Origin of the sequence: Amycolatopsis mongoliensis, assembly GCF_030285665.1 — a bacterium.
In the GTDB taxonomy this organism is placed as follows: Bacteria; Actinomycetota; Actinomycetes; order Mycobacteriales; family Pseudonocardiaceae; genus Amycolatopsis; species Amycolatopsis mongoliensis.
This window is the reverse complement of the sequence record NZ_CP127295.1, coordinates 1,864,197-1,887,407: the sequence shown is the minus strand read 5'-3', so window position 1 is coordinate 1,887,407 and position 23,211 is coordinate 1,864,197. Positions and strand designations below refer to the sequence as shown.

The 23,211-nt window shown below is 71.9% G+C and carries 24 protein-coding genes; 18 read left to right on the top strand and 6 right to left on the bottom strand.

Features of this window, described 5'->3' with window-relative positions:
• Positions 1-7: 7 nt before the first annotated feature.
• From mshA to QRX60_RS08975, 4 genes are all read left to right on the top strand, one after another.
• The gene (gene mshA / locus QRX60_RS08990) at positions 8-1,312 is read left to right on the top strand and encodes a D-inositol-3-phosphate glycosyltransferase (protein WP_286000312.1); all 1,305 of its coding nucleotides are present in this window, start codon (positions 8-10) and stop codon (positions 1,310-1,312) included.
• Entirely contained in the window at positions 1,309-1,821 is a 513-nt protein-coding gene (locus QRX60_RS08985; RefSeq protein WP_286000311.1) for a type III secretion system chaperone family protein, read from the top strand. Before mshA ends, QRX60_RS08985 begins: the two co-directional genes overlap by 4 nt.
• 69 nt (positions 1,822-1,890) lie before the next feature.
• Positions 1,891-2,772, top strand: coding sequence for a DUF4349 domain-containing protein (locus tag QRX60_RS08980; protein ID WP_286000310.1), 882 nt, complete (start codon positions 1,891-1,893; stop codon positions 2,770-2,772).
• A gap of 523 nt (positions 2,773-3,295) precedes the next feature.
• A complete protein-coding gene (locus QRX60_RS08975) occupies positions 3,296-4,045 on the top strand; it encodes a phosphoglyceromutase (RefSeq protein ID WP_286000309.1) in 750 nt (249 codons plus the stop codon).
• A 61-nt stretch (positions 4,046-4,106) separates the two neighbouring features.
• Here the strand turns inward: QRX60_RS08975 and QRX60_RS08970 are convergent, their stop codons facing one another.
• Positions 4,107-4,985: a hypothetical protein gene (locus QRX60_RS08970; RefSeq protein WP_286000308.1), complete on the bottom strand. Its 879-nt coding sequence runs from the start codon at positions 4,983-4,985 to the stop codon at positions 4,107-4,109.
• On the bottom strand, positions 4,982-5,620 hold the full coding sequence (locus QRX60_RS08965) for a helix-turn-helix domain-containing protein (RefSeq protein WP_286000307.1): 639 nt from the start codon (positions 5,618-5,620) through the stop codon (positions 4,982-4,984). The genes QRX60_RS08970 and QRX60_RS08965 overlap by 4 nt, the downstream gene beginning before the upstream one ends.
• 66 nt (positions 5,621-5,686) lie before the next feature.
• Here QRX60_RS08965 and QRX60_RS08960 point away from each other — a divergent pair, with 66 nt between their 5' ends.
• The 8 genes from QRX60_RS08960 (at position 5,687) to proC (ending at position 14,354) form a co-directional block, all read left to right on the top strand.
• Positions 5,687-6,556 (top strand): oxidoreductase, encoded by an 870-nt coding sequence (locus tag QRX60_RS08960; RefSeq protein ID WP_286000306.1) that lies wholly within the window; start codon positions 5,687-5,689, stop codon positions 6,554-6,556.
• 145 nt (positions 6,557-6,701) lie between these two features.
• Positions 6,702-7,949 carry a sensor histidine kinase gene (locus QRX60_RS08955; protein WP_286000305.1) on the top strand — a complete coding sequence of 416 codons (1,248 nt, stop codon included), beginning with the start codon at positions 6,702-6,704 and terminating at the stop codon, positions 7,947-7,949.
• Positions 7,946-8,635, top strand: a complete 690-nt coding sequence (locus QRX60_RS08950; protein ID WP_091303839.1) for a response regulator transcription factor — start codon at positions 7,946-7,948, stop codon at positions 8,633-8,635. Before QRX60_RS08955 ends, QRX60_RS08950 begins: the two co-directional genes overlap by 4 nt.
• A gap of 113 nt (positions 8,636-8,748) precedes the next feature.
• Complete coding sequence (locus QRX60_RS08945; protein WP_286000304.1) at positions 8,749-9,732, top strand: Ppx/GppA phosphatase family protein; 984 nt, start codon at positions 8,749-8,751, stop codon at positions 9,730-9,732.
• Between the two features lie 157 nt (positions 9,733-9,889).
• On the top strand, positions 9,890-11,557 hold the full coding sequence (locus tag QRX60_RS08940; RefSeq protein ID WP_286000303.1) for a hypothetical protein: 1,668 nt from the start codon (positions 9,890-9,892) through the stop codon (positions 11,555-11,557).
• Between the two features lie 189 nt (positions 11,558-11,746).
• The gene (locus QRX60_RS08935) at positions 11,747-12,559 is read left to right on the top strand and encodes a sugar phosphate isomerase/epimerase family protein (RefSeq protein ID WP_286000302.1); all 813 of its coding nucleotides are present in this window, start codon (positions 11,747-11,749) and stop codon (positions 12,557-12,559) included.
• Positions 12,560-12,692: 133 nt separating this feature from the next.
• The gene (locus QRX60_RS08930) at positions 12,693-13,520 is read left to right on the top strand and encodes a thioesterase family protein (protein ID WP_286000301.1); all 828 of its coding nucleotides are present in this window, start codon (positions 12,693-12,695) and stop codon (positions 13,518-13,520) included.
• 24 nt (positions 13,521-13,544) lie between these two features.
• Positions 13,545-14,354, top strand: a complete 810-nt coding sequence (proC, locus tag QRX60_RS08925; protein ID WP_286000300.1) for a pyrroline-5-carboxylate reductase — start codon at positions 13,545-13,547, stop codon at positions 14,352-14,354.
• Here proC and QRX60_RS08920 read toward each other — a convergent pair.
• Entirely contained in the window at positions 14,342-14,674 is a 333-nt protein-coding gene (locus QRX60_RS08920) for a winged helix-turn-helix transcriptional regulator (RefSeq protein WP_286000299.1), read from the bottom strand. The two genes, proC and QRX60_RS08920, sit on opposite strands and share 13 nt — an antisense overlap.
• A 40-nt stretch (positions 14,675-14,714) precedes the next feature.
• Here QRX60_RS08920 and QRX60_RS08915 point away from each other — a divergent pair, with 40 nt between their 5' ends.
• The 5 genes from QRX60_RS08915 to QRX60_RS08895 all read left to right on the top strand — a co-directional run bounded on the left by QRX60_RS08915 (position 14,715) and on the right by QRX60_RS08895 (position 18,336).
• Positions 14,715-15,275 carry a carboxymuconolactone decarboxylase family protein gene (locus tag QRX60_RS08915; protein ID WP_286000298.1) on the top strand — a complete coding sequence of 187 codons (561 nt, stop codon included), beginning with the start codon at positions 14,715-14,717 and terminating at the stop codon, positions 15,273-15,275.
• Positions 15,276-15,457: 182 nt separating this feature from the next.
• Positions 15,458-15,673, top strand: a complete 216-nt coding sequence (locus tag QRX60_RS08910; RefSeq protein ID WP_013222402.1) for a helix-turn-helix domain-containing protein — start codon at positions 15,458-15,460, stop codon at positions 15,671-15,673.
• A gap of 166 nt (positions 15,674-15,839) precedes the next feature.
• Positions 15,840-15,941, top strand: a complete 102-nt coding sequence (locus QRX60_RS08905; protein ID WP_007030867.1) for a 30S ribosomal protein bS22 — start codon at positions 15,840-15,842, stop codon at positions 15,939-15,941.
• Between the two features lie 257 nt (positions 15,942-16,198).
• Positions 16,199-17,245, top strand: coding sequence for an NAD-dependent epimerase/dehydratase family protein (locus QRX60_RS08900; protein WP_286000297.1), 1,047 nt, complete (start codon positions 16,199-16,201; stop codon positions 17,243-17,245).
• Positions 17,246-17,322: 77 nt separating this feature from the next.
• Entirely contained in the window at positions 17,323-18,336 is a 1,014-nt protein-coding gene (locus tag QRX60_RS08895; RefSeq protein WP_286000296.1) for a lysophospholipid acyltransferase family protein, read from the top strand.
• A 155-nt stretch (positions 18,337-18,491) separates the two neighbouring features.
• Here the strand turns inward: QRX60_RS08895 and QRX60_RS08890 are convergent, their stop codons facing one another.
• From QRX60_RS08890 to QRX60_RS08880, 3 genes are all read right to left on the bottom strand, one after another.
• Entirely contained in the window at positions 18,492-19,385 is an 894-nt protein-coding gene (locus QRX60_RS08890; RefSeq protein ID WP_286000295.1) for an HAD family hydrolase, read from the bottom strand.
• Between the two features lie 110 nt (positions 19,386-19,495).
• Positions 19,496-20,569, bottom strand: coding sequence for a DUF5667 domain-containing protein (locus tag QRX60_RS08885; RefSeq protein WP_286000294.1), 1,074 nt, complete (start codon positions 20,567-20,569; stop codon positions 19,496-19,498).
• A 113-nt stretch (positions 20,570-20,682) separates the two neighbouring features.
• Complete coding sequence (locus QRX60_RS08880) at positions 20,683-21,378, bottom strand: sigma-70 family RNA polymerase sigma factor (RefSeq protein WP_286000293.1); 696 nt, start codon at positions 21,376-21,378, stop codon at positions 20,683-20,685.
• Positions 21,379-21,691: 313 nt separating this feature from the next.
• Here QRX60_RS08880 and QRX60_RS08875 point away from each other — a divergent pair, with 313 nt between their 5' ends.
• Positions 21,692-23,203, top strand: a complete 1,512-nt coding sequence (locus QRX60_RS08875; RefSeq protein WP_286000292.1) for a long-chain-fatty-acid--CoA ligase — start codon at positions 21,692-21,694, stop codon at positions 23,201-23,203.
• The last annotated feature ends 8 nt before the right edge of the window (positions 23,204-23,211 follow it).

Sequence of the window (23,211 nt, the reverse complement as noted above, 5' to 3'; positions counted from 1 at the left end):
GACCAAGGTGACCAGCTCCATCCGGGGGTTCCGTGCCGCGCCGCGCCGGGTCGCGGTGCTCTCCGTGCACACCTCGCCGCTCGAGCAGCCAGGAACGGGCGACGCGGGCGGGATGAACGTCTACGTCAGCCAGACGGCGACCGAGATGGCCCGCCGCGGGGTCGAGGTCGAGGTGTTCACCCGCGCGACGGCGTCGGACCAGCCGCCGGTGGCCGAGCTCGCGCCGGGCGTGACCGTCCGGCACGTGCAGGCGGGCCCGTTCGAGCCGCTGAGCCGCGACGAGCTGCCCGCGCAGCTGTGCGCGTTCACCTCCGGCGTGCTGCGCACCGAGGCCTTCCACGAGCCCGGCTACTACGACCTCATCCACTCGCACTACTGGCTGTCGGGCCAGGTCGGCTGGCTCGCCCGCGACCGGTGGTCCGTACCGCTGGTGCACACCGCGCACACCCTGGCGAAGGTCAAGAACGCCGCGCTGGCCGAGGGGGACAAGCCCGAGCCGCGCACCCGCGTGATCGGCGAGGAGCAGGTGGTCGCCGAGGCCGACCGGCTGGTCGCCAACACCGCGGTCGAGGCCCGGCAGCTCATCGACCTCTACGACGCCGAGCCGCACGCGGTGCACGCCGTGCCGCCGGGCGTCGACCTCGATCGCTTCACGCCGGGCCCCCAGCGGGACGCCCGCGCCGAGCTGGGCCTGGCCGCCGACGACGTCGTGCTGGCCTTCGCCGGCCGGATCCAGCCGCTGAAGGCGCCGGACGTGCTGCTGCACGCCGCGGCGGCCCTGCTGCGCCGCCGCCCCGAGCTGGCACCGAAGCTGGTCGTGCTGGTCGTCGGCGGACCGTCCGGCACCGGGCTGGAGCAGCCGCAGGCCCTGCGCGAGCTCGCCGTTTCCCTCGGCATCGAGCGGCAGGTCCGGTTCCTGCCGCCGCAGCCGGGCGAGGCGCTCGCCCGGGTTTTCCGCGCAGCCGACGTCGTCGCGGTGCCCAGCTACAACGAGTCGTTCGGGCTGGTCGCCCTGGAGGCGCAGGCCTGCGGGACGCCGGTGGTCGCGGCCGAGGTCGGCGGGCTGCCGGTGGCGGTGCCGCACGGCGTGTCCGGCCTGCTGGTCCCCGGGCACGGCGCGGAGGAGTGGGCGGACGCGCTCGCCGCCGTCGCCCTGCGCCCGGACCGGCGCGCCGAGCTCGGCGCGAACGCCGTCGTGCACGCGCGGCGGTTCTCCTGGCGTCGTACGACGGACGCGCTCCTCGACATCTATGCTCAGGCCACCAGCGCTTTCCGGCACGCGCTGGACCTGCGCGCGGAGGTGGCGGTGTGAGCCTGGACGAGCTGATCCAGTCTACTTTGGACTCTGCGGAGCTGAAGTACGACAAGCGCGGTCCCGGCAAGTACTTCGTCACGCTGCCGGGAACGAAGAAGCTGCAGACGAACGCGTGGCTCGTCGACGGCGACCACGCGTTTTCGGTGGAGGCCTTCGTCTGCCGGCGTCCCGACGAGTCCCATGAGGACGTTTACCGGTTCCTGTTGCAGCGCAACGCGAAACTCTACGGTGTGCACTACACAGTGGACAGTCTTGGCGACATCTACCTGGTCGGCCGGTTCGGCAAGGACACGATGACCGCCGACGAGCTCGACAAGGTGCTCGGCCAGGTCCTGGAAGCCGCCGACGGCGACTTCAACACGCTGCTGGAGCTCGGCTTCGCGACGTCGATCAAGCGGGAGTGGGACTGGCGCGTCTCCCGCGGCGAGTCGCTGGCCAACCTGCAGGCGTTCAAGCACCTCGTCGCGCCCGCCCAGCCGCACGAACCGGGCTTGACCGAGTCGTGACCCGGGCCGTGCAACGGCCCTGAACCGGACATCCGTCTCACCGCCAGTCGAAACTGGAGGGAGATCAGGATGCGGACTCGATGGAGAGCGGCGCTCGCGATCACGGCGGCGACGCTGGCACTGGCCGGGTGCTCGGCGGCGGACAACGGAGCGTCGTCCACGGCGGACAGTGCGGGTTCGGCGCGCGTGCCCGCCGCGCCGCAGCAAGGCACCGGGAACACCGGGAAGACCGAACAGGGTTCGAAAGTGACGCCGCCGCAGGCCGGCGCCACCGATCGCAAGCTCTCGCGCAGCGCCCGGCTGGAGCTGACCGCCACCAAGGTCGTCGACGTCGTCGCGCAGGCCCGCGGGATCGCGCTGGGCGCCGGCGGTTACACCGGGCAGGAGGCGACCGGGGAGGACTCGGCGACGCTGTCGCTGGCGGTGCCCGCGGACAAGCTCGACCCCGTGCTCGACCAGCTCTCGCACCTCGGCTCGAGCATGGTGAAGCGGGAGCTGAACACCCAGGACGTCACCGAGCAGGTCGTCGACGTCGAAGCGCGGCTGGCGACGCAGCGGAAGTCGGTCGAGCGGATCCGTGCGCTGCTCTCGCAGGCGAGCTCCGTGTCGGACATCACATCGATCGAAAGCGAGCTGACGAGCCGCGAGTCGGCGCTCGAATCGCTCGAACAGCAGCGGAACTCCCTCGCCGGCAGCGTCGCGATGGCGACCGTGGCGATGACCGTCCGGAGCGTGGCCGCGCCGCCGCCCGCGCAGGAGGACCACAGCGGTTTCCTCGGCGGGCTGGCGGGCGGCTGGGACGCGTTCCTGACCTTCGGCGGTGGCCTGCTGACCGTGCTGGGCGCGGTGGCGCCGTTCCTGCTGCTCGTGGTCCCGCTGGCGTGGGTGGGCTGGCGGCTGAACCGCCGTCGCCGTCCGGTGAAGCCGGAGCCGGTGCACACCGAAAGCTGAGCGGGCGCCAGTGCGGCTGCGGGTGACGTGAATGACTCATTCACCTCGTCCGATGACGTGAATGAGTCATTCACGTCATTTGGGCGGTGCTGCGGGGTGTGAGCGGAACAGGCGGGACGGCTCGAGGGAGGGGGGAGTCGCGATCTCGAGCCGCCCCGCTGAAGTTCCCGCCGATCAGGACCCGGTGACGAGGGGGATGCCAACGGGGCCGGCGGGCCGCGGCTCGGCAGGGGGAGACGAGCCGCGGTCGAAGCCCGAAACCGGCCGGGGAGTGCGTGGAATCCGGCCGCTCGGGACGTACGTCAACCTGTCAGATCTCGACCTGTAATCACAAGACTACTGACTAGTCCGTTCGAGTGAATTTAGTCGGTGGCGATAACGGTGCGCAGTCCGTTGCCAGGATTTTGCGCGTTGTTGGCACTTGGACTTGTGCAAGAGTGAAGGTGTTACTCGGAGGTAACACACTCTGTGTAGGCCGAGGTCACCGGTGGGCGGACTGGTCCGCTCTGGCAGGCTGTCCACCATGGCCGAGATTGGGACGTTGGTGCTGCTGCGGCACGGGCAGAGCACGTGGAACGCGGAAAACCTGTTCACCGGCTGGGTGGACGTACCGCTGTCGGAGCAGGGCGAGGGCGAAGCGCGGCAGGGCGGGCAGCTGCTGGCCGACGCCGGCCTGCTGCCGGACGTGGTGCACACCTCGCTGCTGCGGCGCGCGATCTCCACCGCGAACATCGCGCTGGACGCCGCCGACCGGCACTGGATCCCGGTGAAGCGCGACTGGCGCCTCAACGAGCGCCACTACGGCGCGCTGCAGGGCAAGAACAAGAAGCAGACCCTCGACGAGTTCGGCGAGGAGCAGTTCATGCTCTGGCGCCGCTCCTACGACACCCCGCCGCCGGCGATCGACCCGAAGGACGAGTGGAGCCAGGCGGGCGACCCCCGCTACGCGAACCTCGGCGACGACGCGCCGCTGACCGAGTGCCTCAAGGACGTCGTCGAGCGGCTGCTGCCGTACTGGGAGTCCGAGATCGTGCCCGACCTGCGCGCGGGCAAGACCGTGCTGGTCGCCGCGCACGGCAACTCGCTGCGTGCGCTGGTGAAGCACCTCGACGGGATCTCCGACGCGGACATCGCCGGCCTGAACATCCCGACCGGCATCCCGCTGCGCTACGACCTCACGGCCGACCTGAAGCCGGTCAAGGCGGGCGGCGAGTACCTCGACCCCGAGGCCGCCAAGGAAGCCGCCGCCGCGGTGGCGAACCAGGGCCGCTGACGCAAGTCCGTGAATGGCACATCGAGGGACTTCAAGTCCCTCGATGTGCCATTCACGGCTTTCAGGACCCGGTGACCGTGCGGACCGCGGTCGCCTTCCAGGTGGTGCCTTCGCGGATCAGGTCGAATTCCGTCGTGAAGGGCCGATCGGTCACGGCGCCCGCCGGGTCGGTCACCTTCAGCGTCGTGAAGAACACGACGGCCGCCTTCCCGCCGTCGAGCGCGGTCACCCCGGCCATCGGGTCCGGCCCGAGGGCGACCTTCGTGCCGCTCCTGCGGATCGCCTCGACGTAGGTGGACTTCTTCGTCCGGTAGTCGCTCAGCAGCGGGTCGGCGACGACCGCTTCGGCCCGCGCGTACGAGCCTTCCGGGTCTCCGCTGTCGGTCGTGAACAGCGCACCCGCGACCGCCCGCGCCCCGGCCAGTGCCGAATCGCGCAGGCCCGCGAGGCTGCCGTCGTCCGGGTGCGGCGCCGGCGGCGGCTGTGCCGGGTTCACCGCGAGGTCGGAGAGCAGCCAGCGCCCGCCCGCCTTCTGCGCGGTGAGCGCGGCCGTCGCCAAGCCCTTCGAGGTCCCGTTGACCTGCTCCAGCACGGCCAGCTCCCGGACCCGGTCGCCGGTCAGCTCGAGCGCCGCGCTCCGGATCACGCGCGTGGTCAGGTGGACCGGCTGCGGGCTCTTCCTGACCGCGTCGAACAACGTCGTGAGCTGCTGTTTCGCGGCCCCGGTGACGTTCGCCGCGACGGCCTGGTCGAACGCCGCCGGGTTCGCGGAGTCGTAGCTGAAGACCGCCTCGGCCGCCGTCTTCACGCCGTCGAGCGCGGCGGCCGTGCCGGGGGCGTTGATCACCGCGAGGTTGCCGGTGAGCGGCTTGGCCGTGCCCGGCACCGACGAGGAACACGCCGACGTCACCAGGACCAGCGCCAGCAGCGCTCGCTTCACAGCAACCCGGCCTCGCGGGCCCTCGCCCCCGCCTGGAAGCGGGACGACGCGCCGAGGAGCTCCATCAGCTCCGCCACCCGCCGCCGGTAGGTCCGCAGGCCGACGCCGAGGGTGCGCGCCGCCGTCTCGTCCTTGCACCCCGACGCGAGCTGCTCGAGGATCTCGCGGGCGCCCAGCTCGGTGAACCGGGCCTGGTAGGACTCCAGGTCGGTGGCGCCGTGCCAAGCCGCTTCGAACAGCGACTGGATGCCCTGGACCAGCTCCGGGCTGCTGATCACGGTGTAGCTGCGGACGCCGCCGACGTTGTCGCCCGCCACGATCGCGATCCGCCGGTCCAGCAGGATCGTCTCGTTGATCTCGCGCTCGGTGATCCGGATCCGCGCGCCGTGCGTGGCCATGAACCGCAGGTGGTCCGCCAGCGCCGGGTCGAACAGGACGCCCGGCAGGTACATCTTGCGCACGTTCGTGTCGCGCACGGCCTGCTCCCGCTCGGGCGCCGTCGGGTGCGCCACCGACCACGTGTGCAGGTCGCGGGCCGCGCACGAAACCTCCGTCGCGGCCGCGAACAGGTGGGCCGTCCGCTCGAACAGCTCGGCCTCGCCCCGCACCACGACGACGTCACTGACTCTCTCCACGTATTCCAGTCTGGCAGCTAAATGCCATTCCCGGCGGCGATCGGGCCACGTCGCGAGGCTGGAGCCATGACCACGAACACCTCTCCCGCCGCCGCGGCGGGCACCTGGAAACTCGGCTCCTTCGAAGTCAACCGGCTCGGGTACGGCGCCATGCGCCTGATGTCCACTTCGGACGGCGGCATCCGGGCCCGCGAGACGTCGATCGCCGTGCTCCGCCGCGCCGTCGAGCTCGGCGTGAACCACATCGACACCGCCGCGTTCTACTTCGCCGGCCCGCGCTCGGCGAACGAGCTGATCAACCGGGCCCTGGCGCCGTACGACGACCTCACGATCACCACCAAGGTCGGGCCGGGCCGCGACTTCACCGGCGCTTTCTACACCGCCCGGCCGGACCAGCTGCGAAACCAGGTCGAAGAGAACCTTCGCGAGCTGGGCCTCGACCACCTCGACGTCGCCAACTACCGGATCGGCCAGAGCCTCGACCGTGGCACCGGCTCCCTCGCCGAAGGCTTCGGCGTGCTCGCCGACCTGCGCGAGAAGGGCATGATCCGCGAGCTCGGCATCTCCAACGTCGCCCCGGAGCACCTCTCCGAAGCCCTCGAGATCGCGCCGGTCGTCTGCGTCCAGAACCAGTACGGCCTCACCGCGCGCCGTGAGGACGACGAGATCGTCCGGATGTGCGCCGAGCGGGGGATCGCCTTCGTGCCGTTCTTCGCCGTCGCGAGCGGGACGGGCGAGGACGCGCGCGTCGCCGAGGTCGCGCGCCGGCACGACGCCACCCCGGCCCAGGTGCGGCTCGCCTGGACCCTCCACCAAGGACCGCACGTGCTCGCCATCCCGGGCACCGGCGACGTCGCGCACCTCGAGCAGAACGTCGCCGCGGCGGCCCTGGAGCTCACGGCCGACGATCTGAAGACCCTCGACGGCGAGGGGTGATTCACCCGGAATGTCTCGCCGGGGAATCGATCGGGTGAACGTGGGCTGACGCCCGGGCGAACATGTCCTCCCCAGGTGTCGCGGTGCTCACGACAAGGCGGACAACGCTAGGCCGAAGGGCCACATCACAGCTTACGATCGGCCTGTGACCACGCCTGTTTCACTCGCACTGGCCATCGGAGCTCTGGTGGCCGGTGCGGTGGTCGGCTACCTCGTCGCGCGGGCGCGGACCCGGCACGAAGAGGCCCGGCCGCCGGGCCCGACCGTCGCGGAGCTCCTCGAACGGCTGGTCCGGTCGTCCCACAACGGTGTCGTCGTGCTCAACAAGTTCGGCGACATGGTGCTGCACAACCCGCGCGCCTACGAGCTGGGCCTGGTGAAGGTCAACCAGGCAGACCCGCGGGCCCGCAAGGCGGCCGAGCAGGTAGTCGAGACCGACGAGCCGATGGAGATCGACCTTTCGCCGCTCGAAGCGCGCGGCCGCCAGCCGGAGGCGGTGCTCGGCCAGGTCCGGCCGCTCGGCGACGGCTTCACCGTCGTCGAGGCCGTCGACCACTCCGAGGCCATCCGGCTGGAGGCTGTGCGCCGCGACTTCGTCGCCAACGTCAGCCACGAGCTCAAGACCCCGGTCGGCGCGATCGCGCTGCTCACCGAGGCCGTGCTCGACGCCGCCGAGGACGTCGAGGAGGTACGCCGCTTCGGCGGCAAGATCCTCCGCGAGTCCACCCGGCTCGGCCAGCTCGTCACCGAGCTGATCGCGCTTTCGCGGCTGCAGGGCGCCGAGCGGCTGCCGGACCTGAACGTCGTCGAGGTCGACGCGGTCGTCCGCGAATCGCTCGGCCGGACGACGCTCTCGGCCGAGTCGGCCGACATCCGGATCACCACCGACACGCCCAGCGGCCTGCTCATCGAGGGCGACCGGACGCTGCTGGTCACCGCGCTGTCGAACCTGCTGGAGAACGCCGTCGCGTACTCGCCGGCCGGCAGCCCCGTGTCGATCTCGCGCCGGCTCGCGGACGGGATGGTCGAAATCGCCGTCACCGACCGCGGCATCGGCATCGCCGAGGACGAGCAGCAGCGCGTGTTCGAGCGCTTCTACCGCGCCGACAAGGCCCGCTCGCGCGCCACCGGCGGCACCGGGCTGGGCCTGGCGATCGTCAAGCACGTCGCGGCCAACCACGGCGGGTCGGTCGGGCTGTGGAGCCGCCCCGGCACCGGCTCGACGTTCACGCTGCGCATCCCCGCGCACGTCCGTCCGGACCCGGCCCCCGACGCCGGCCGGACGGCCGTCGCCAAGACCTCGCCGGCACCACGGCAGGAGAAGACCCCCGAGCGCACCCCGAGGCTCGTGGTTACCGGGCAGGACAGCCCAGATCATGGAGGAAACCTGTGACCAGGGTTCTCATCGTCGAGGACGAGGAGTCGTTCGCCGACCCCCTCGCCTTCCTGCTGCGCAAGGAAGGGTTCACCGCGGCCGTGGCCGGCACCGGCCAGGCCGCGCTGGAGGAGTTCGACCGCAACGGCGCCGACATCGTGCTGCTCGACCTGATGCTGCCGGGCATGAGCGGCACGGACGTCTGCAAGCAGCTGCGCCAGCGTTCGGCCGTGCCGGTGATCATGGTGACGGCGCGCGACAGCGAGATCGACAAGGTCGTCGGCCTGGAACTGGGTGCGGACGACTACGTGACGAAGCCGTACTCGGCGCGCGAGCTGATCGCGCGGGTCCGCGCGGTGCTGCGCCGCGGCGGCGAGCCGGGCTCGGACGGCGAGCTGGCCCCGCTGGTGCTGTCGGCGGGCCCGGTCCGGATGGACGTCGAGCGCCACGTGGTGACGGTGGACGGCGCCGAGGTGTCGCTGCCGCTCAAGGAGTTCGACCTGCTGGAGTACCTGCTCCGCAACGTCGGCCGGGTGCTGACGCGCGGCCAGCTGATCGACCGGGTGTGGGGCGCGGACTACGTCGGTGACACGAAGACGCTGGACGTCCACGTGAAGCGGCTGCGGTCGAAGATCGAGCCGGACCCGGGCTCGCCGCGGCACCTCGTGACCGTTCGGGGCCTCGGGTACAAGTTCGAGACGTAAGTCCTTTTCGTGGTGGTACCGCTTCCGGTGGAGGCGCGCCGGGGCGGTACCGCACCGAGTGTTGTTGGTTACATGTTCGAGACCTGGCGCTGGGCCCGGTACCCTGGACCCCCGTGCGCCTAGGGGTACTCGACGTCGGTTCCAACACCGTCCACCTGCTCGTGGTCGACGCCCACCGTGGCGCCCACCCGACGCCGATGCATTCCGAAAAGTCCGTGCTCCGGCTGGCCGAGCAGATCACCCCCGGCGGCGAGCTCGCCAAGGCCGGCGCCGACGACCTGGTGACCGCGGTCGAGTCCGCGAAGGAAGCCGCCGCCCGCCTCGGCTGCGAAGAGGTCATGGCGTTCGCCACGTCCGCGGTCCGCGAAGCGAAGAACTCCGCCAAGGTGCTGGCCCGCGTGGCCGACCGGACCGGCGTCGAGCTGCAGGTCCTGTCCGGCGTCGACGAAGCCCGGCTGACCTTCCTCGCCGTCCGCCGGTGGTACGGCTGGTCGGCCGGCCAGCTGCTCGTGCTCGACATCGGCGGCGGCTCGCTGGAGATCGCGATGGGCCGTGACGAAGAGCCCGTCCTCGCCGAGTCGCTGCCGCTGGGCGCCGGCCGCACCACGCGCACCCGCTTCAAGCACGACCCGCCGACGCGCTCGGAACTCGTCGCGACGTCGGCGTGGCTCGACGACCAGCTCACCGAGCTCGCCCGGAAGGTCACCAAATGGGGTGAACCCGACCGGGTCGTCGCCACGTCGAAGACGTTCCGGTCCCTCGCCCGGCTGACCGGCGCCGCCCCCTCGGCGGCGGGCCCGCGCGTGCGACGTACGCTCACGGACACCGCATTGCGCCAGCTCCTGGCCTTCATCTCGCGGATGCCGTCGGCCGATCTCGCGCAGCTCGAGGGCGTCAGCTCGAGCCGGTCGCACCAGCTGGTGGCGGGCGCGCTCGTCGCGCAGGCCACGATGCGGGCGCTCGGTTTGCCGGAACTCGAGATCTGCCCGTGGGCTCTGCGAGAAGGTGTCATCCTGCGGCGGCTGGACCATTCCAACGGCGCGGATGAAACTGGAGCCGCCCTCGTGGCGCGTTTCGGCGCACAGGAGGACCGGTGAAAGCACGCGGTTGGACTTCCCGGAAGGTAAACGGGCACGGTGGAGAGGTGACGGACATGCAGAGGTCGGCGTACAGCGCGCGCGGCGCCGCCGGCGTGCCGTCGGACACCGCTTCGCCGAGAGCCGAGAACCCGGAGCGCGCAGGGGACTACCAGGTATGACGGACCAGACCGGAGGCGACCAGCCGCAGAAGACCGTGGCTGAGCTGCTCGCCCAGCACGGTGCCCAGGTCGACGGCGGCAGCCGCCGTCGCCGGCGGCGCGCGGCCGAGGACGACGACGAGCCCGGCACCCCGGAGACCCCGCCCGGCGCGACCGGCTCCCACCGGCGCCCGGGGGTGACCGACACCGGCCCGCAGGCGATCATCGACCGGGTCGCCGGCGAGGGCACGCCCCCGCCGCCGAACCGGCCCGCCGGCCGGCGCCGCGCCGAACCGCCGTCTCCGCCGCCGCCCGCACCCCGCGCGGTCCCGCAGGATTCCCAGCCGCTGCCGCGGCCGGTCCCGCCGCCTCCGGCCCGGCCCGCCCCCGGCGGCGCCGAGTCCGGCCAGTACCAGCGCCCCCCGGCGCCGCCGCAGCAGTCGGGCCAGTACGCCCGGCCGCCCCAGGAGTCCGGGCAGTTCGCCGGCCCGCCGGCGCGGCCGCCGCAGGAGTCCGGCCAGTTCGCGGGCCCCCAGGAGTCGGCGCAGCTGCCCGTACCGCCGCGCGCGCCCCGGCGTCAGCCGCCGCCTCCGCAGCCGTCGCAGCAGCTGCCGGCCCCGCCGCCGCCCGCGGCCGAGGAGACCCGCGGGGCCGTCCCGCCGGTCCGGCGCCGGCCGCCCCCGCAGCCTTCCCAGCAGCTGCCGACCCCGCCGCCGCAGCCGTCGCAGCAGCTGCCGACGCCGCCGCCGTCCGGCGGACCGCTGTCGGCCCGGCTCGACGGCCTCAACGGCACGCCGGACGCCGACGTCGACGTCCCGCCGCCCCCGATGGCCAGCGGCACGTTCGCGACACCGCCGGCCGCACCCGGCCGCCCGCGCCGCGGCCCGGCGCGCCGTCCGCAGCCGCAGCAGGAGGCGTACACCGAGCAGTTCGACGCGGTGGCCGGCGAGCAGCCGCCACCCGTGCCGGCGCCGGGGAAGAGCAAGCCCGACGCGCCCGAGCCGGCGCCGCCGGGCGGGCTCGCCAACTGGCGCAAGCGCCGGCAGAAGGAGCAGCTGGAGGACACCGAGATCGGCGTCATGCCGGTGGTGCCCACCGACACCCCGGACGACGGCTACCCCGACGACGACTTCGAGCCCGAGGGCTTCGCGCCGGAGAGCAGCGGCTACCAGGCCGCCTACGACGCCGGCCCGCCGACCGGCACGTACCCGCCGCCGATGCCGTTCGCGCCCGGCGACCGCGCCTCGCGGGCGCCGATCCCGGACGACCTCGAGCCCTACGAGCGCGAGTTCGCCGACGGCTACCCGGCCGACGGCCCGGACTTCGAGCACGACGACTACGGCTACGAGCAGGGCGAAGGCTACGAGGACGACGAGTACGACGACGCCGCCGAGCCGATCGCGGAGCCGGAGCCCGCGACGTCGCCGGGCAAGGCGTGGCTGGCGCTGGCCGGCCAGCTGGCGATGGGCGTCGTCGGCGGCGCGGCCGTGTGGCTGGGCTTCAACTGGCTGTGGGTGAACATCCCCGCGGCCGCCCTGGTGGCGGCGCTGCTGGTGGTGGTCGCGCTGGTCTGGATCGTGCGGAAGATCCGCCGGGCCGAGGACCTGCAGACGACGGTGCTGGCGGTGCTGGTCGGCTTGGTGGTGACGGTGTCGCCGGCGGCCTTGCTGCTCGTCGGCCGCTGACGTCCCCCCGCCTGATGGCGCGAACGGGTCGGCGGCGCGGTCGCGTGTCGTGAATGACTCATTCACCTCGTCCGACGACGTGAATGAGTCATTCACGACGTTCGGGCCGCCGCCTCGCCCAGCCCGGCGTCGTGACCCAAGTCCCCCTCGGCGCACGCCCCTGCTCCGCACCCTCGGTGACGAGGCAGGATGGCGCGCGTGACAGACGAGAAGCCGGTCCCCGTCGGGCTCAGCACGGCGTCCGTGTGGCCCCTCAAGGCCGGGACCGCCTTCGAGATCGCCGCCGAACTCGGGTACGACGGCGTCGAGGTGATGGTCTGGGCCGACCCGGTCAGCCAGGACGTCAGCGCCCTTCGCCGGTGGTCTCGGCGCACCGGGGTGCCCGTGCTGTCCATCCACTCGCCGTCGCTGCTGATCACCCAGCGGATCTGGTCGCCCGACCCCGAGGTGCGGCTGCGGATGTCCGTCGACGCCGCTCTCGAGCTCGGCGCGCGCACCGTCGTCGTGCACCCGCCGTTCCGGTGGCAGCGCCGCTACGGTGACGCCTTCGGTGATCTCGTCGACGAGCTGGAGGAGTCCAGCGGGATCGAAATCGCCGTCGAGAACATGTTCAAGGTGCGCCCGCCGGGCGGTTCGAAGAATTCCCGCGTCTCCGCGTTCCGGCCGTCGATCGACCCGACGGACGTCGGTTTCCGGCACTACACGCTCGACCTGTCCCACACAGCGGCAGCCCGGATGGACGCCCTCGCACTGGCCGAGCGGATGGGCGAAGGACTCTCACACCTCCATCTGGCCGACGGCACCGGCCTGCCGAAGGACGAACACCTGGTGCCCGGTCGTGGTGGCCAGCCCTGCGCCCAGCTCCTGGAGAAGCTGGTCAGCAGCGGTTTCGCCGGGCAGATCGTGCTGGAGATCAACACCCGGCACGCCGTCACCGGCGCCCAGCGGGTCCGGGATCTGGCGGAGGCATTGCTGTTCGCGCGATTCCACCTCGGGCAGTAATTGCGCGCTTTCGCTTGGACACGACTACTCCCGGGTCCATTAATCCCGGCGGAACACGTAAAGTTCCGGCTGTGAACCCGTCGCGCTCGTTGATCGTCACCTCTCCGGATTCCCCCGTTGGCACGGCGCGTTCGTGAGCGGAACGGACGGCACCGCCGTGTCCTTCGACACGGCGAGTGTGGCGCGGTCGCTGGGGGACGGCACCTTCACCGCGGTGCTGCGTGCGGAATGGGCCATCGGCTCGCACCCGCACGGGGGTTTCCTGCTGGCCCTGCTGGCCAAGGCGGCGGTCGCCGCGCTGCACGAACGGGGTGAGCCGCACGCGGAGCCGCTGGTCGTCAGCGCGGAGTTCCTGCACGCGCCCGCGCTCGGCCCGGTGCTGCTGCGCACGGACGTCCGGAAGGTCGGCCGCCGCGCGACGGTCGTCGAGGTCCGGCTGGAGCAGCGCGGCCGCAGCTGCGTCGAGGCCAGGGTGACCACCGGGCGGCTGCCGATGCGGCGCCCGGAGTGGACGGACGTGCCGTCGATGCCCGCCGAGCCCCCGCCCGGCGCGCTCGCCATGGCCGAGAGCACCGAGGGCCCGTTCAACCTGGCCAAGGGCTGCGAGGTGCGGCTCGACCCGGCGACCGCGGGCTACCTGGCCGGGCGCACCGGCGAGCCGCCGCGGATGCGGCTGTGGGTCCGGCCGCGCCACGGCCTCGTCGACCCGTACTTCTCGCTGCTCGCCTCCGACGTCAACCCGCCGGTGGTGATGAACCTCGGCCGGATCGGCTGGGCCCCGACGGTGCAGCTGACGGCCCTGCTGCGCACCCGCCCGGCCCCGGGCTGGCTGCGGGTGGTCGTCGAGTCCCGGTCGGTGCACGAGTCGTGGTTCGACTCCGACGCCACGGTCGTCGACTCGCAGGGCCGGCTGGTGTGCCAGGCCCGGCAGCTCGGGCTCGCCCCGGCCCCGGGCGGCTGAGCCGCGTTTGGCACGCTCTACGCCATGACGGTCATCGCGGTGCTGGGTGCGGGCAAGATCGGCGAGGCGTTGCTCTCGGGGCTGCTGCACGGCGGCCACGAGCCGGGCGACCTCCTCTTCACCGAGCGGTACCCGGCGCGCGTCGAGGAGCTGACCGCGCGCTACGGCATCCGCGGCGTCGAGGTCGAGGAAGCCGCGAAGCAGGCCGACGTCCTGGTCGTGGCCGTGAAGCCGCAGGACATCGACCCGGTGCTCGACGAGCTCGCGCCGCTGCTGAGCCCGTCGTCGCTGGTCGTGTCGCTGTGCGCGGGCCTGCCGACGTCGCTGTACGAGCGCCGGCTGGCCGAGGGCGTCCCGGTGGTGCGGGTCATGCCGAACACGCCGATGCTGGTCAACGAGGCCATGAGCGCGATTTCGGCGGGTCGCTGGGCCACGGCGGACCACCTCGCGGTCGTGCGCGACCTGCTCTCGCACGTCGGCCAGGTCGTCGAGGTGCCCGAGGGCCAGCAGGACGCGGTCACGGCGTTGTCCGGGTCCGGCCCGGCGTACTTCTTCTACCTGGTCGAGGCCATGATCGACGCCGGCATCCTGCTGGGGCTGCCGCGGGCGCTGGCCGGGCAGCTGATCATCCAGTCGGCCGTCGGCGCGGCGAAGATGCTGGCCGAGTCCGACGAGCACCCGGTGCTGCTGCGCGAGGCCGTGACGTCGCCGGCGGGCACGACCATCAACGCGATCCGCGAACTGGAAAAGCACGGCGTCCGGGCCGCGTTGCTCGACGCGATCGAGGCGGCGAAGGACCGGTCCGAGGCGCTCGGCAAGGCTCACGAAGACTGACGGGGCCGCCAGTCCGCGGCCCAGGCGTCGAGCCGCACGAGCGTCGTGAACAGGGACTTCCCCTGCTCGGTGAGTGCGTAGCCGTCGCCGGCGTGGTCGGCCAGGTCCGCTTCGCCCAGTTCGCGCAGCCGCGTGGCCAGCACGCTCGACGAGACGCCGTCGCACCGCTGCTGCAGCTCGCGGAACGTCGGTTTCGCGCCGTCGCGCAGCTCCCACAGGATCCGCAGGGTCCAGCGCCGGCCCAGCAGGTCGAGCAGCGCCATGATCGGGCGGCCCGTCGTCGAACCCCGGACGGGGCGACCGGGCAGGGGAGTCGTCATTGCTTTCCTTTCCGAAGCGCCCGATGCTAGCGTGCCCGTCATGCCTCTGAAATCGAAGCAGCCGCGGATCGCGCCCCTCGAGCCGCCGTTCGACGCCGAGACCGGCGCGGTGCTCGGCGAACTCGGGCCACCCCTCCAGTTGTTCCGCGTCTGGGCGCGGCGTCCCGGCCTGGCCCGCGGGGTCGCGAGCTGGGGCCGCTACTACTTCTCCCGGCGCTCGGCGTTGAGCGTCCGGCAGCGTGAGCTGGTCATCGACCGGACGACGGCGCTGTGCGGCGCCGACTACGAGTGGGGCGTGCACGTCGCCGTGTACGCGGAGAAGGCGGGCTTCGACGACGTCCAGCTCCGCTCGCTCGCGGCCGGCGGTCCGGCTGATGGCTGCTGGTCGCCGGAAGACCGCGCGGTGCTCGCGGCCGTCGACGAGCTGCACGCGACGTCGGACCTGTCGGACGAGGCGTGGGCGGGCCTGGTGGCCGCGGTGGGGGAGGACGGCGCGCTCGACCTGCTGCTCGTCTGCGGGTGGTACCACGCCGTTTCGTTCACGGTCCGCGCGCTGCGGCTGCCGCTCGAGCCGGGCACCGAGCGTCCGGATTCGCCGTAATGGGCGATTCCTGCGGTCTTGCACGCGCGGGTGCTCATGCGTTAGCGCTGGTAGGAGCCCATCTCGGTGACAGGCGTCGCATTAGTCCCACCAGTCCCGCTACTCTCGATAGAGCACGTGCGTGTCGGTACCACAGGTGGGGAAGCCTCGTGGCGCGACGCGTGTCGAAGGACGCGGTAAACATGTCGCCGAACAAGAAGGAGGATCTGCCGGCAGTCGGGCAGGTCCAGTTCCTGACGGTCGCCGAGGTGGCCACGCTGATGCGGGTCTCCAAGATGACCGTCTACCGTCTCGTGCACTCGGGTGAGTTGCCTGCCGTCAGGGTGGGCAAGTCGTTCCGGGTGCCGGAGAAAGCAGTGCACGAGTACCTCCAGGGTGCGTATTACGACGTGGGCTGAACCGGCGGTCGGGCACGCCGTGGCCAGCGGCGCGCAGCGCTACAACGTGCCCGCCGACCGGCCCGCGCAGGGTGACGGGTAACCTGGAAGACCGCTCGTGCCTGTGCGCTCCACCCGTTGGACGCTGCGCCGGGCAGCGTGACCGACGACGACCTAAGGAGCGCCCATGGGCTCTGTGATCAAGAAGCGCCGCAAGCGCATGTCGAAGAAGAAGCACCGCAAGTTGCTGCGCCGCACGCGAGTGCAGCGTCGTAAGGCCGGCAAGTAGAACCTGCCGTGCGTAGCCGTGGCCCGTCCAGTCCCTGGACGGGCCACGTCCATGTGGTGGGCCGGTTCCCCCCGTTCGAGTGAGGCCTTCATCGCTTTCCGGGGGAATAGCGGTTAATAGCACGTAAGACAACCCGGAGCTACCACTGAAGAGCGGTAACATCTCAAGGGTGTCCGCGCGATGCTTCCAGTGAGTGCAGGCTCGCGCACTTCGGGTGATCGTCCACCCCCACCACGCCCTACGCCGCAGGGAGTCGCATGCCGTCGAACATCGTGCTCGTCACCGGAGTCGCCGGCGAACTGGGCGGGAAACTCCTCGCCCGGCTGGGCAACAACCCCGACTTCGAGCGGGTCATCGGTGTCGACACGGTCGCCCCGGACAAGGCGGTGCTGCAGCGCATGGGCCACGCGGAATTCGTCCGCGCGGACATCCGGAACCCGCTGATCGCCAAGGTGATCAGCACGGCGAAGGTCGACACCGTGGTGCACGCGTCCTGCACCGCGCACCCGGCCGGGCCCGGGCGGCGCACCGCGATCAAGGAAGTCAACGTCATCGGCACCATGCGGCTGCTGGCCGCGTGCCAGCGCTCGCCGCTGGTCCGCAAGCTGGTGGTCAAGTCGACGGCGGCGGTGTACGGGGCCAGCGCCCGCTCGCAGGCGGTGTTCACCGAGGATTCCGAGCTCATCCCGACGTCCTCCAGCGGGTACGCGAAGGACGCCGTCGAGATGGAGGGTTACGTGCGCGGCCTGGTGCGGCGCCGTCCCGACATCACCACGACGCTGTTCCGCTTCGCCAACATCATCGGGCCGTCGACCGACACCGTTCTTTCGCGCTACTTCGCGCTGCCGGTCGTGCCGACCGTCTTCGGTTACGACGCCCGCATCCAGCTGCTGCACTCTTCGGACGCGCTGGCCGTGCTGGAGCGCGCGACCCTGAACGACAAGCCCGGCGTCTTTAACGTCGGCTCGGAGGGGGTACTCACCCTGTCACAGGCGATCCGGCGAGCGGGCCGGGTCGAGCTGCCGATGCCGCGGAGCGTGGTGCCGTCGGTCGGCAAGGTTCTGCGCGGTGCCCGGGTGGTGGACTTCTCCGCCGACCAGGTCCGGTTGCTGAACTTCGGCCGGGTCGTCGACATCACGAAGCTGAAGAGCGAGTTCGGCTACACCCCGCGGTGGACCACGCGTGAGGCGTTCGACGACTACATCGTCGGACGCGGGCTCCGGCCGGTGCTCGACGGCGGCAAGCTGGCGGGTCTGGCCGGCAAGGTGCTCGTCGCCGCGGCGACCGGGCAGTCGAGCCGGTGACCAGGCCTTCCGGGGGTCCGGGTGACGGAGCCCCAGGCCCGGAGCGAAGCTCCGATTTTTACCGCAGACCGCACGACTTGGACGACTTCGGAAGCGAGGCGGAGACAGTGGGCGGTGCCGAGGCGCAGGTCATCCCCCTGCACGGACCTGGCCGGGAGAAGCCGGCAGCGGACCGCGACCTCCGTGAGGAGGAAGCCGCCCGGGTGGACGCGCCGGTCGTCGCCTTCCCGGGTGCGGACCAGCCGGCCCCGGAGCCGCTTTCGGAAGCCGCGCGTTCGGCGCTCGGCTTCATCCGCGACCGGCTGACCGGCGACTACACGGTCGACGAGTTCGGTTTCGACGCCGAGCTGACCGACGCGGTGTTCCTGCCGCCGTTGCGCGCGCTGTACAAGAAGTGGTTCCGCGTCGACACGTTCGGCGTCGAGAACCTGCCGCTCGAAGGCGGCGCGCTGCTGGTGTCGAACCACTCGGGCACGTTGCCGCTCGACTCGCTGATGACGGCGGTGGCGGTCCACGACGAAACCGGCGGCCGGCACCTGCGCGGCCTCGGCGCGGACCTGGTGTTCCAGGTGCCGCTGGTGGGCTCGTTCGCCCGCAAGTCCGGCCAGACGCTGGCCTGCAACGCGGACGCGGAACGCCTCCTGCGCGGCGGCGAGCTGGTCGGCGTGTGGCCCGAGGGGTTCAAGGGCGTCGGAAAGCCGTTTTCGTCCCGCTACAAGCTGCAGCGCTTCGGCCGCGGCGGTTTCGTGTCGGCGGCGCTGCGCGCGGGCGTGCCGATCATCCCGGTGTCGGTGATCGGCGCGGAGGAGATCTACCCGAAGCTGGGCGACATCAAGATCCTGGCCCGGATGCTCGGGCTGCCGTACTTCCCGGTGACGCCGTTCTTCCCGCTGCTGGGTGCACTGGGCGCGATCCCGCTCCCGACGAAGTGGAGCATCGAGTTCGGCGAGCCGATCGCGACGGATTCGTACGGCCCCGAGGCCGTGGAGGACCCGATGCTGGTGTTCCAGCTGACGGACCAGGTGCGGGAGTCGATCCAGCAGACCTTGTACCAGCGCCTTTCGCAACGGAAGTCGATCTTCCGCGGCTGAGGCCCGGGCGTCGTGTCGTCGCCTCAATCACGCGTGTCGGCTTCCTGATCACGCGTGTCGTCGTTTCCGGCACGCGAGTCGCAGCCGGCGCCGGTGATCAGAGAGCCGACTCGCGTGATTGAAGGGTCGACTCGCGTGATTGAAGGGTCGACACGTCAGCGGCGGCGGTAGGCCATTCCGGCCGCGACCGCGCCGGCCAGTGCGCCCGCGCCCAGTACCGACGGGACGCCGATCTTCGCCGCCTTGCGGCCGGTGCGGAAGTCGCGGATCTCCCAGCCGCGTGCCCGCGCCACGTCGCGCAACCCGCCGTCCGGGTTCACCGCCACCGCGGTGCCCACCGCCGACAGCATCGGGATGTCGTTCGCCGAGTCCGAATAAGCCGTGCAGCGCTTGAGGTTCAGGCCCTCGCGGGACGCCAGCGCCCGCACCGCGTGCGCCTTCGCGCGGCCGTGCAGGAGGTCGCCCACCAGACGCCCCGTGTACACGCCGTCGCGGGTCTCGGCCACCGTGCCCAGCGCTCCCGTCAGCCCCAGCCGGCGCGAAATGATCGCCGCCAGCTCGATCGGGGTCGCCGTCACCAGCCAGACCCGCTGGCCCGCATCCAGGTGCATCTGGGCCAGTGCGCGCGTGCCGGACCAGATCTTGTCCGCCATCAGCTCGTCGTAGATCTCTTCGCTGATCGACGTCAGCTCCGCCACCGTGCGACCGGCCACAAAGGACAATGCGCGCTCGCGGTGGGTCTTGATGTCCTCTTTGTTCTCGCGGCCGCCGAGCCGGAACTTGATCTGGCCCCAGACGAACCCGGCCAGGTCCGACGACGTGAAGAACTTCCGCGCCGCGAGCCCGCGGGCGAAGTAGAAGATCGACGCGCCCATCATCATCGTGTTGTCGACGTCGAAGAACGCGGCTGCGGTGAGATCCGGCGGGGCGGGCGGAGCGGGCGGTTCGGAAACCACCTGGGCGTGGGCGGCCTCGGCCGACGCCTCGCCCGCGAGCGTGGCGAGCCGTTCCAGCTCCTGACTCTTATCCCTGCCACGCCAAGCTGACACGCACACCGCCTCCACGTCTGCCCACGTCTGGCCACGTCCCTGCGAACGTCCGGGTCCTTCGCACAGCGTAGCGAGCCGCCCACCGGGCCGTCGCAGGTGTGGCCCGGACCTCAGCCGATGACGATCGGCGGCAGGCCGGGGAGCAGCGGCGGGATCGAAACCAGTGGCGGCGGCTGCGTGGTCGACGTCACCGGGGGACGCTGCGTGGTCGTCGGAACCTGGCCGTACACCGGCGGCGGCGTCACCCCGCCCGTCGGCAGGGGCGAGCCCGGCGTCGCCGTCGCGTCCGACGGCGGCAGCTGCGTGCCCGTCGGCGTCGGCGCGGCGCTTTCGGCCGACGACGGGCCGGTCGGCGCCGACGTCGGCTCGCCGCCGGACGAGGGAACCGGCCGCTGCGTGCACTCGCCGGTAGCCGGGAGCGGGCCGAGGTCGTCGAAGGTGCCGGTGGTGATCTGGTAGCAGTTCATCCGCGCGGCCAGCCCGCTCGTGCGCTCCTGGACCTTGCCGAGCAGGTCGCGCACGTTGCCGAACACCGTCGCCGCGCCCGCCGGGAGCGTGGGCTGCTGCGCCGTGATCCGGGCCGCCTGGTTCCGCGCCCACAGCCGGACGTCGGACAGCGCCTGCGCGCCGCTGCCGTCGCTGGTCGCCACCGCGGCCATCTGGGCGACCCCGGCGCGCAGGTCTGCCGCGAAGTCGTCGTACGCCGTCCGGTAGTCGGCCTCGCTCGCGCCCTGGGCGGCCAGCTCGCCGAGCTCGGTGACGCGGTTGGTGGCGAACTCCAGGTGCTTGCGCGCCTTCGCCTGGTCGCCGAAGGTCAGGCCCAGTGCCGTCGACTCGCCGGCCCGCTTGATGCCGTACAGCGGGTCACCCGGCAAGGCGTTCCGCGAGAGCACCAGGGTCAGGCCGGAGAGGACGAGGACCAGGAAGAGCGCGGCGGCCACCAGGTCGGCGGTCCGCGGCCGCCACCTCCGACGCGGGGTGGCCGCCGCCGTCTCCAGGCGGCCCGCGATCTCCGCGCGGATCCGCTGCCGCGTCTCCAGGTCCGGGGCCCCGGCCGTACCGAGCTCGCGCAGTGCGCCGACGAGGGCCAGTTCGTCGGCGAACTCGCCGTCCCGGCGTACCGGGGACGGCTCCAGGGCACGCGCGAACCGGTCGATCTCGGCTCGCTCACGCGCAAACCTCACTGCGCAGCTCCATCTCGGGCCGTGGCCGGTCCTGACACCGGTCTGGCTGGAGTAACGATTAAGAAGGCGTCAGGGTTACCGGTTTCGGTCGACGGGCCGAAAAGTTCGCGGGATCAGCGCAATCCGGTGGGCAGAAGTTGTGCCAAACGGCGTACCGCGCGGTGCTGGAGCGCCTTGATCGCACCCTCGTTGCGGTTCATGATCTCGGCCGTCTCCGCCACCGACAGGCCCTGCAGGAACCGCAGGATGATGCATTCCCGCTGGTCGTCGCCCAGTTCGGCGACGCAGCGCAGCAGCTCGGTGCGGGTGGCGCGGCTGATCGCCTCCTGCTCCGGGCCCGCCTGGACGCTCGCGCCGACGCTGAAGGGGGCCGAACCCGGCTCGGTCACCTCGTCGGTGACGACCTCGAGGCGGAACCGGCTCGACTTCACGTGGTCGAGCACGAGGTTGCGGGCGATGGTGACGAACCAGGCGCCGACGTCACGTCCCTGGTAGCTCACCGACGTGATCCGGCGCAGCGCGCGCAGGAACGTCTCGCTGGTGACGTCCTCGGCGAGGTCGCGGTCGCCGAGGCGGAACAGCACGTACCGGTAGACGACGTCGACGTAGCGGTCGTAGAGCCGGCCGAACGCGGACGAGTCGCCGTCCTGCGCGGCGCGCACCAGGTCCCAGGCCTCGGCCTTCGCCGCTTCGGCGCGCTCCTCGTCGACCGCCTTCCTGCTCAACGGCACGGACGGCGATCGCCCGAACACGCGCTCGGCGAACATGAAGACGGGCCCACGGCTCACGGCGGCGGTCGGCACGGTCATCGGGCGGCACCTCCGGCGGCGGCTTCGGCCCAGTGGGCCACGGTACCCCCGGAACCCGGACGAGCAGGGGCCTGCCGGCTCGCATGCCCCACGACCTCGTGGGCAGGCAAGTTCGTCACGGCGACTCCCTCTCTCCGGTCGCGGCGGTGATCAACACCACCCCGCGACGCAGTGCAGCATACGTGTAGTTACCGCGAAGTAGGTAGTGGCTCCGGGGTTGCACAGACTCGACGCTCGCGGTCAGCACCCATGACGTCGCTCCGAATGACAGACTTGCAACGGTTTGGGCCGGGCGAGGAGAGGTGGACCACGGGTGAGTGCTCCAGAGGGGACGCAGTCGGGGGTCGGCGGGCTGCTCACGAGGGCCGCGGCGACGTGGCCGGACCACCCGGCCGTCCGCGAGACCGGCACCGGGCGGGTCCTGACGTATCGCCAGGTCGAGGCGGCCGTGCACGCGCTGGCCGAGCGGCTGGCGGAGGCGGGTGTCGAGCCCGGCGACCGGGTCGCGCTGCGGCTGCCGACGTCGGTGGACTTCGTGGTCGCGTTCTTCGGCGCCCTGCGCGCCGGGGCGGTCGTCGTGCCGATGTCGCCGCAGTCGCCGGGACCGGAGCTCGAGAAGCTGCTCGAGCACAGCGGTGCCAAGGTTGTCATCACGCGCGACGCGGAAGAGGCGTTGCCGGAGGGCGTGAGCGGGCTCACTCCGGAATCCGACCCGGATGGAGTAGCCGAGGTCGCCGACGCCGGCCGGGCCGGCGAGGACATCGCCGTCGTCTCGTACACCTCGGGCACCACCGGCCCGCCGCGCGGCGTGATGCTGTCGCACCGCGCGCTGCTGGCGAACCTGGAGCAGCTGAGCGGCGTCGAGGGTGTCCTCACGCACGACGACCGCGTGCTGATCGCCATCCCGCTCTTCCACGTCTACGGCCTCGGGCCCGGTCTGCTGCAGGCGACGTCCGTCGGCGCGACCGCGGTGCTGTCGGAGCGCTTCGAGGCGCACCGCACGCTGGCCGACTGCGCCGAACACGGCGTCACGACGATCACCGGCGTCCCGACGATGTACGCCGAGTTCGCCGCGCTCGGCACCGAGGAGCTGAGCCGGGGGCTGGCCACCGTCCGGCGGATGACGTCGGGCGCCGCGCCGCTGCACCCGAAGGTGCTGGGCGCGCTCCGCGAGGCCACCGGCCTCGACGTCTTCGAGGGCTACGGGCTCACCGAGTGCGCGCCGGTGGTGACTTCGACGCTGGTCACCGGCTACCCGAAGCCCGGCTCGGTCGGGCGGCCGCTGCCCGGGGTCGAGCTGCGGCTGGTGGACAGCGACGGCACCGACCAGGCCGTGCCGCTCGACCCGCACGACGTCGACGACGTTTTCGAGGCCGAAGGCGAGACCGGGCTGGTGTCGATCCGCGGCGCGAACCTGTTCTCCGGCTACTGGCCCGACGGCGGCCACGGCCCGGACGAGGAGGGCTGGTTCCGCACCGGCGACGTCGGCTACCTCGACACCGACGGCGACCTGCACCTGGTCGACCGGGCCAACGACCTGATCATCGTCAACGGCTTCAACGTCTTCCCGCGCGAGGTCGAGGAGGTCATCGGGCAGCTGCCCGAGGTGGCCGAGGCGGCGGTCGTCGGCGTCGTGGACGAGCGAAGCGGCGAAGCGGTGAAGGCGTTCGTGGTGCCCGCGACCGGGGCGTCGCTGTCCGAGCAGCAGGTCGTCGACCACTGCGCGGCCAACCTGGCCGGGTACAAGGTGCCGCACGCCGTGGAGTTCGCCGAGTCGCTGCCGCACTCGGCCACCGGCAAGCTGCGCCGCACGCGACTGCGGTAGTAAGGACG

Excerpts from the sequence above, each read along its gene's own strand:
- QRX60_RS08975 (WP_286000309.1), top strand. The coding sequence starts at position 3,296 with ATGGCCGAGATTGGGACGTTGGTGCTGCTGCGGCACGGGCAGAGCACG.
- QRX60_RS08940 (WP_286000303.1), top strand. The coding sequence starts at position 9,890 with ATGACGGACCAGACCGGAGGCGACCAGCCGCAGAAGACCGTGGCTGAG.
- QRX60_RS08910 (WP_013222402.1), top strand. The coding sequence starts at position 15,458 with ATGTCGCCGAACAAGAAGGAGGATCTGCCGGCAGTCGGGCAGGTCCAG.
- QRX60_RS08905 (WP_007030867.1), top strand. The coding sequence starts at position 15,840 with ATGGGCTCTGTGATCAAGAAGCGCCGCAAGCGCATGTCGAAGAAGAAG.
- QRX60_RS08915 (WP_286000298.1), top strand. The coding sequence starts at position 14,715 with ATGCCTCTGAAATCGAAGCAGCCGCGGATCGCGCCCCTCGAGCCGCCG.
- QRX60_RS08880 (WP_286000293.1), bottom strand. The coding sequence starts at position 21,378 with ATGACCGTGCCGACCGCCGCCGTGAGCCGTGGGCCCGTCTTCATGTTC.
- QRX60_RS08900 (WP_286000297.1), top strand. The coding sequence starts at position 16,199 with ATGCCGTCGAACATCGTGCTCGTCACCGGAGTCGCCGGCGAACTGGGC.
- QRX60_RS08920 (WP_286000299.1), bottom strand. The coding sequence starts at position 14,674 with ATGACGACTCCCCTGCCCGGTCGCCCCGTCCGGGGTTCGACGACGGGC.
- proC (WP_286000300.1), top strand. The coding sequence starts at position 13,545 with ATGACGGTCATCGCGGTGCTGGGTGCGGGCAAGATCGGCGAGGCGTTG.
- QRX60_RS08960 (WP_286000306.1), top strand. The coding sequence starts at position 5,687 with ATGACCACGAACACCTCTCCCGCCGCCGCGGCGGGCACCTGGAAACTC.
- QRX60_RS08980 (WP_286000310.1), top strand. The coding sequence starts at position 1,891 with ATGCGGACTCGATGGAGAGCGGCGCTCGCGATCACGGCGGCGACGCTG.
- QRX60_RS08935 (WP_286000302.1), top strand. The coding sequence starts at position 11,747 with ATGGCGCGCGTGACAGACGAGAAGCCGGTCCCCGTCGGGCTCAGCACG.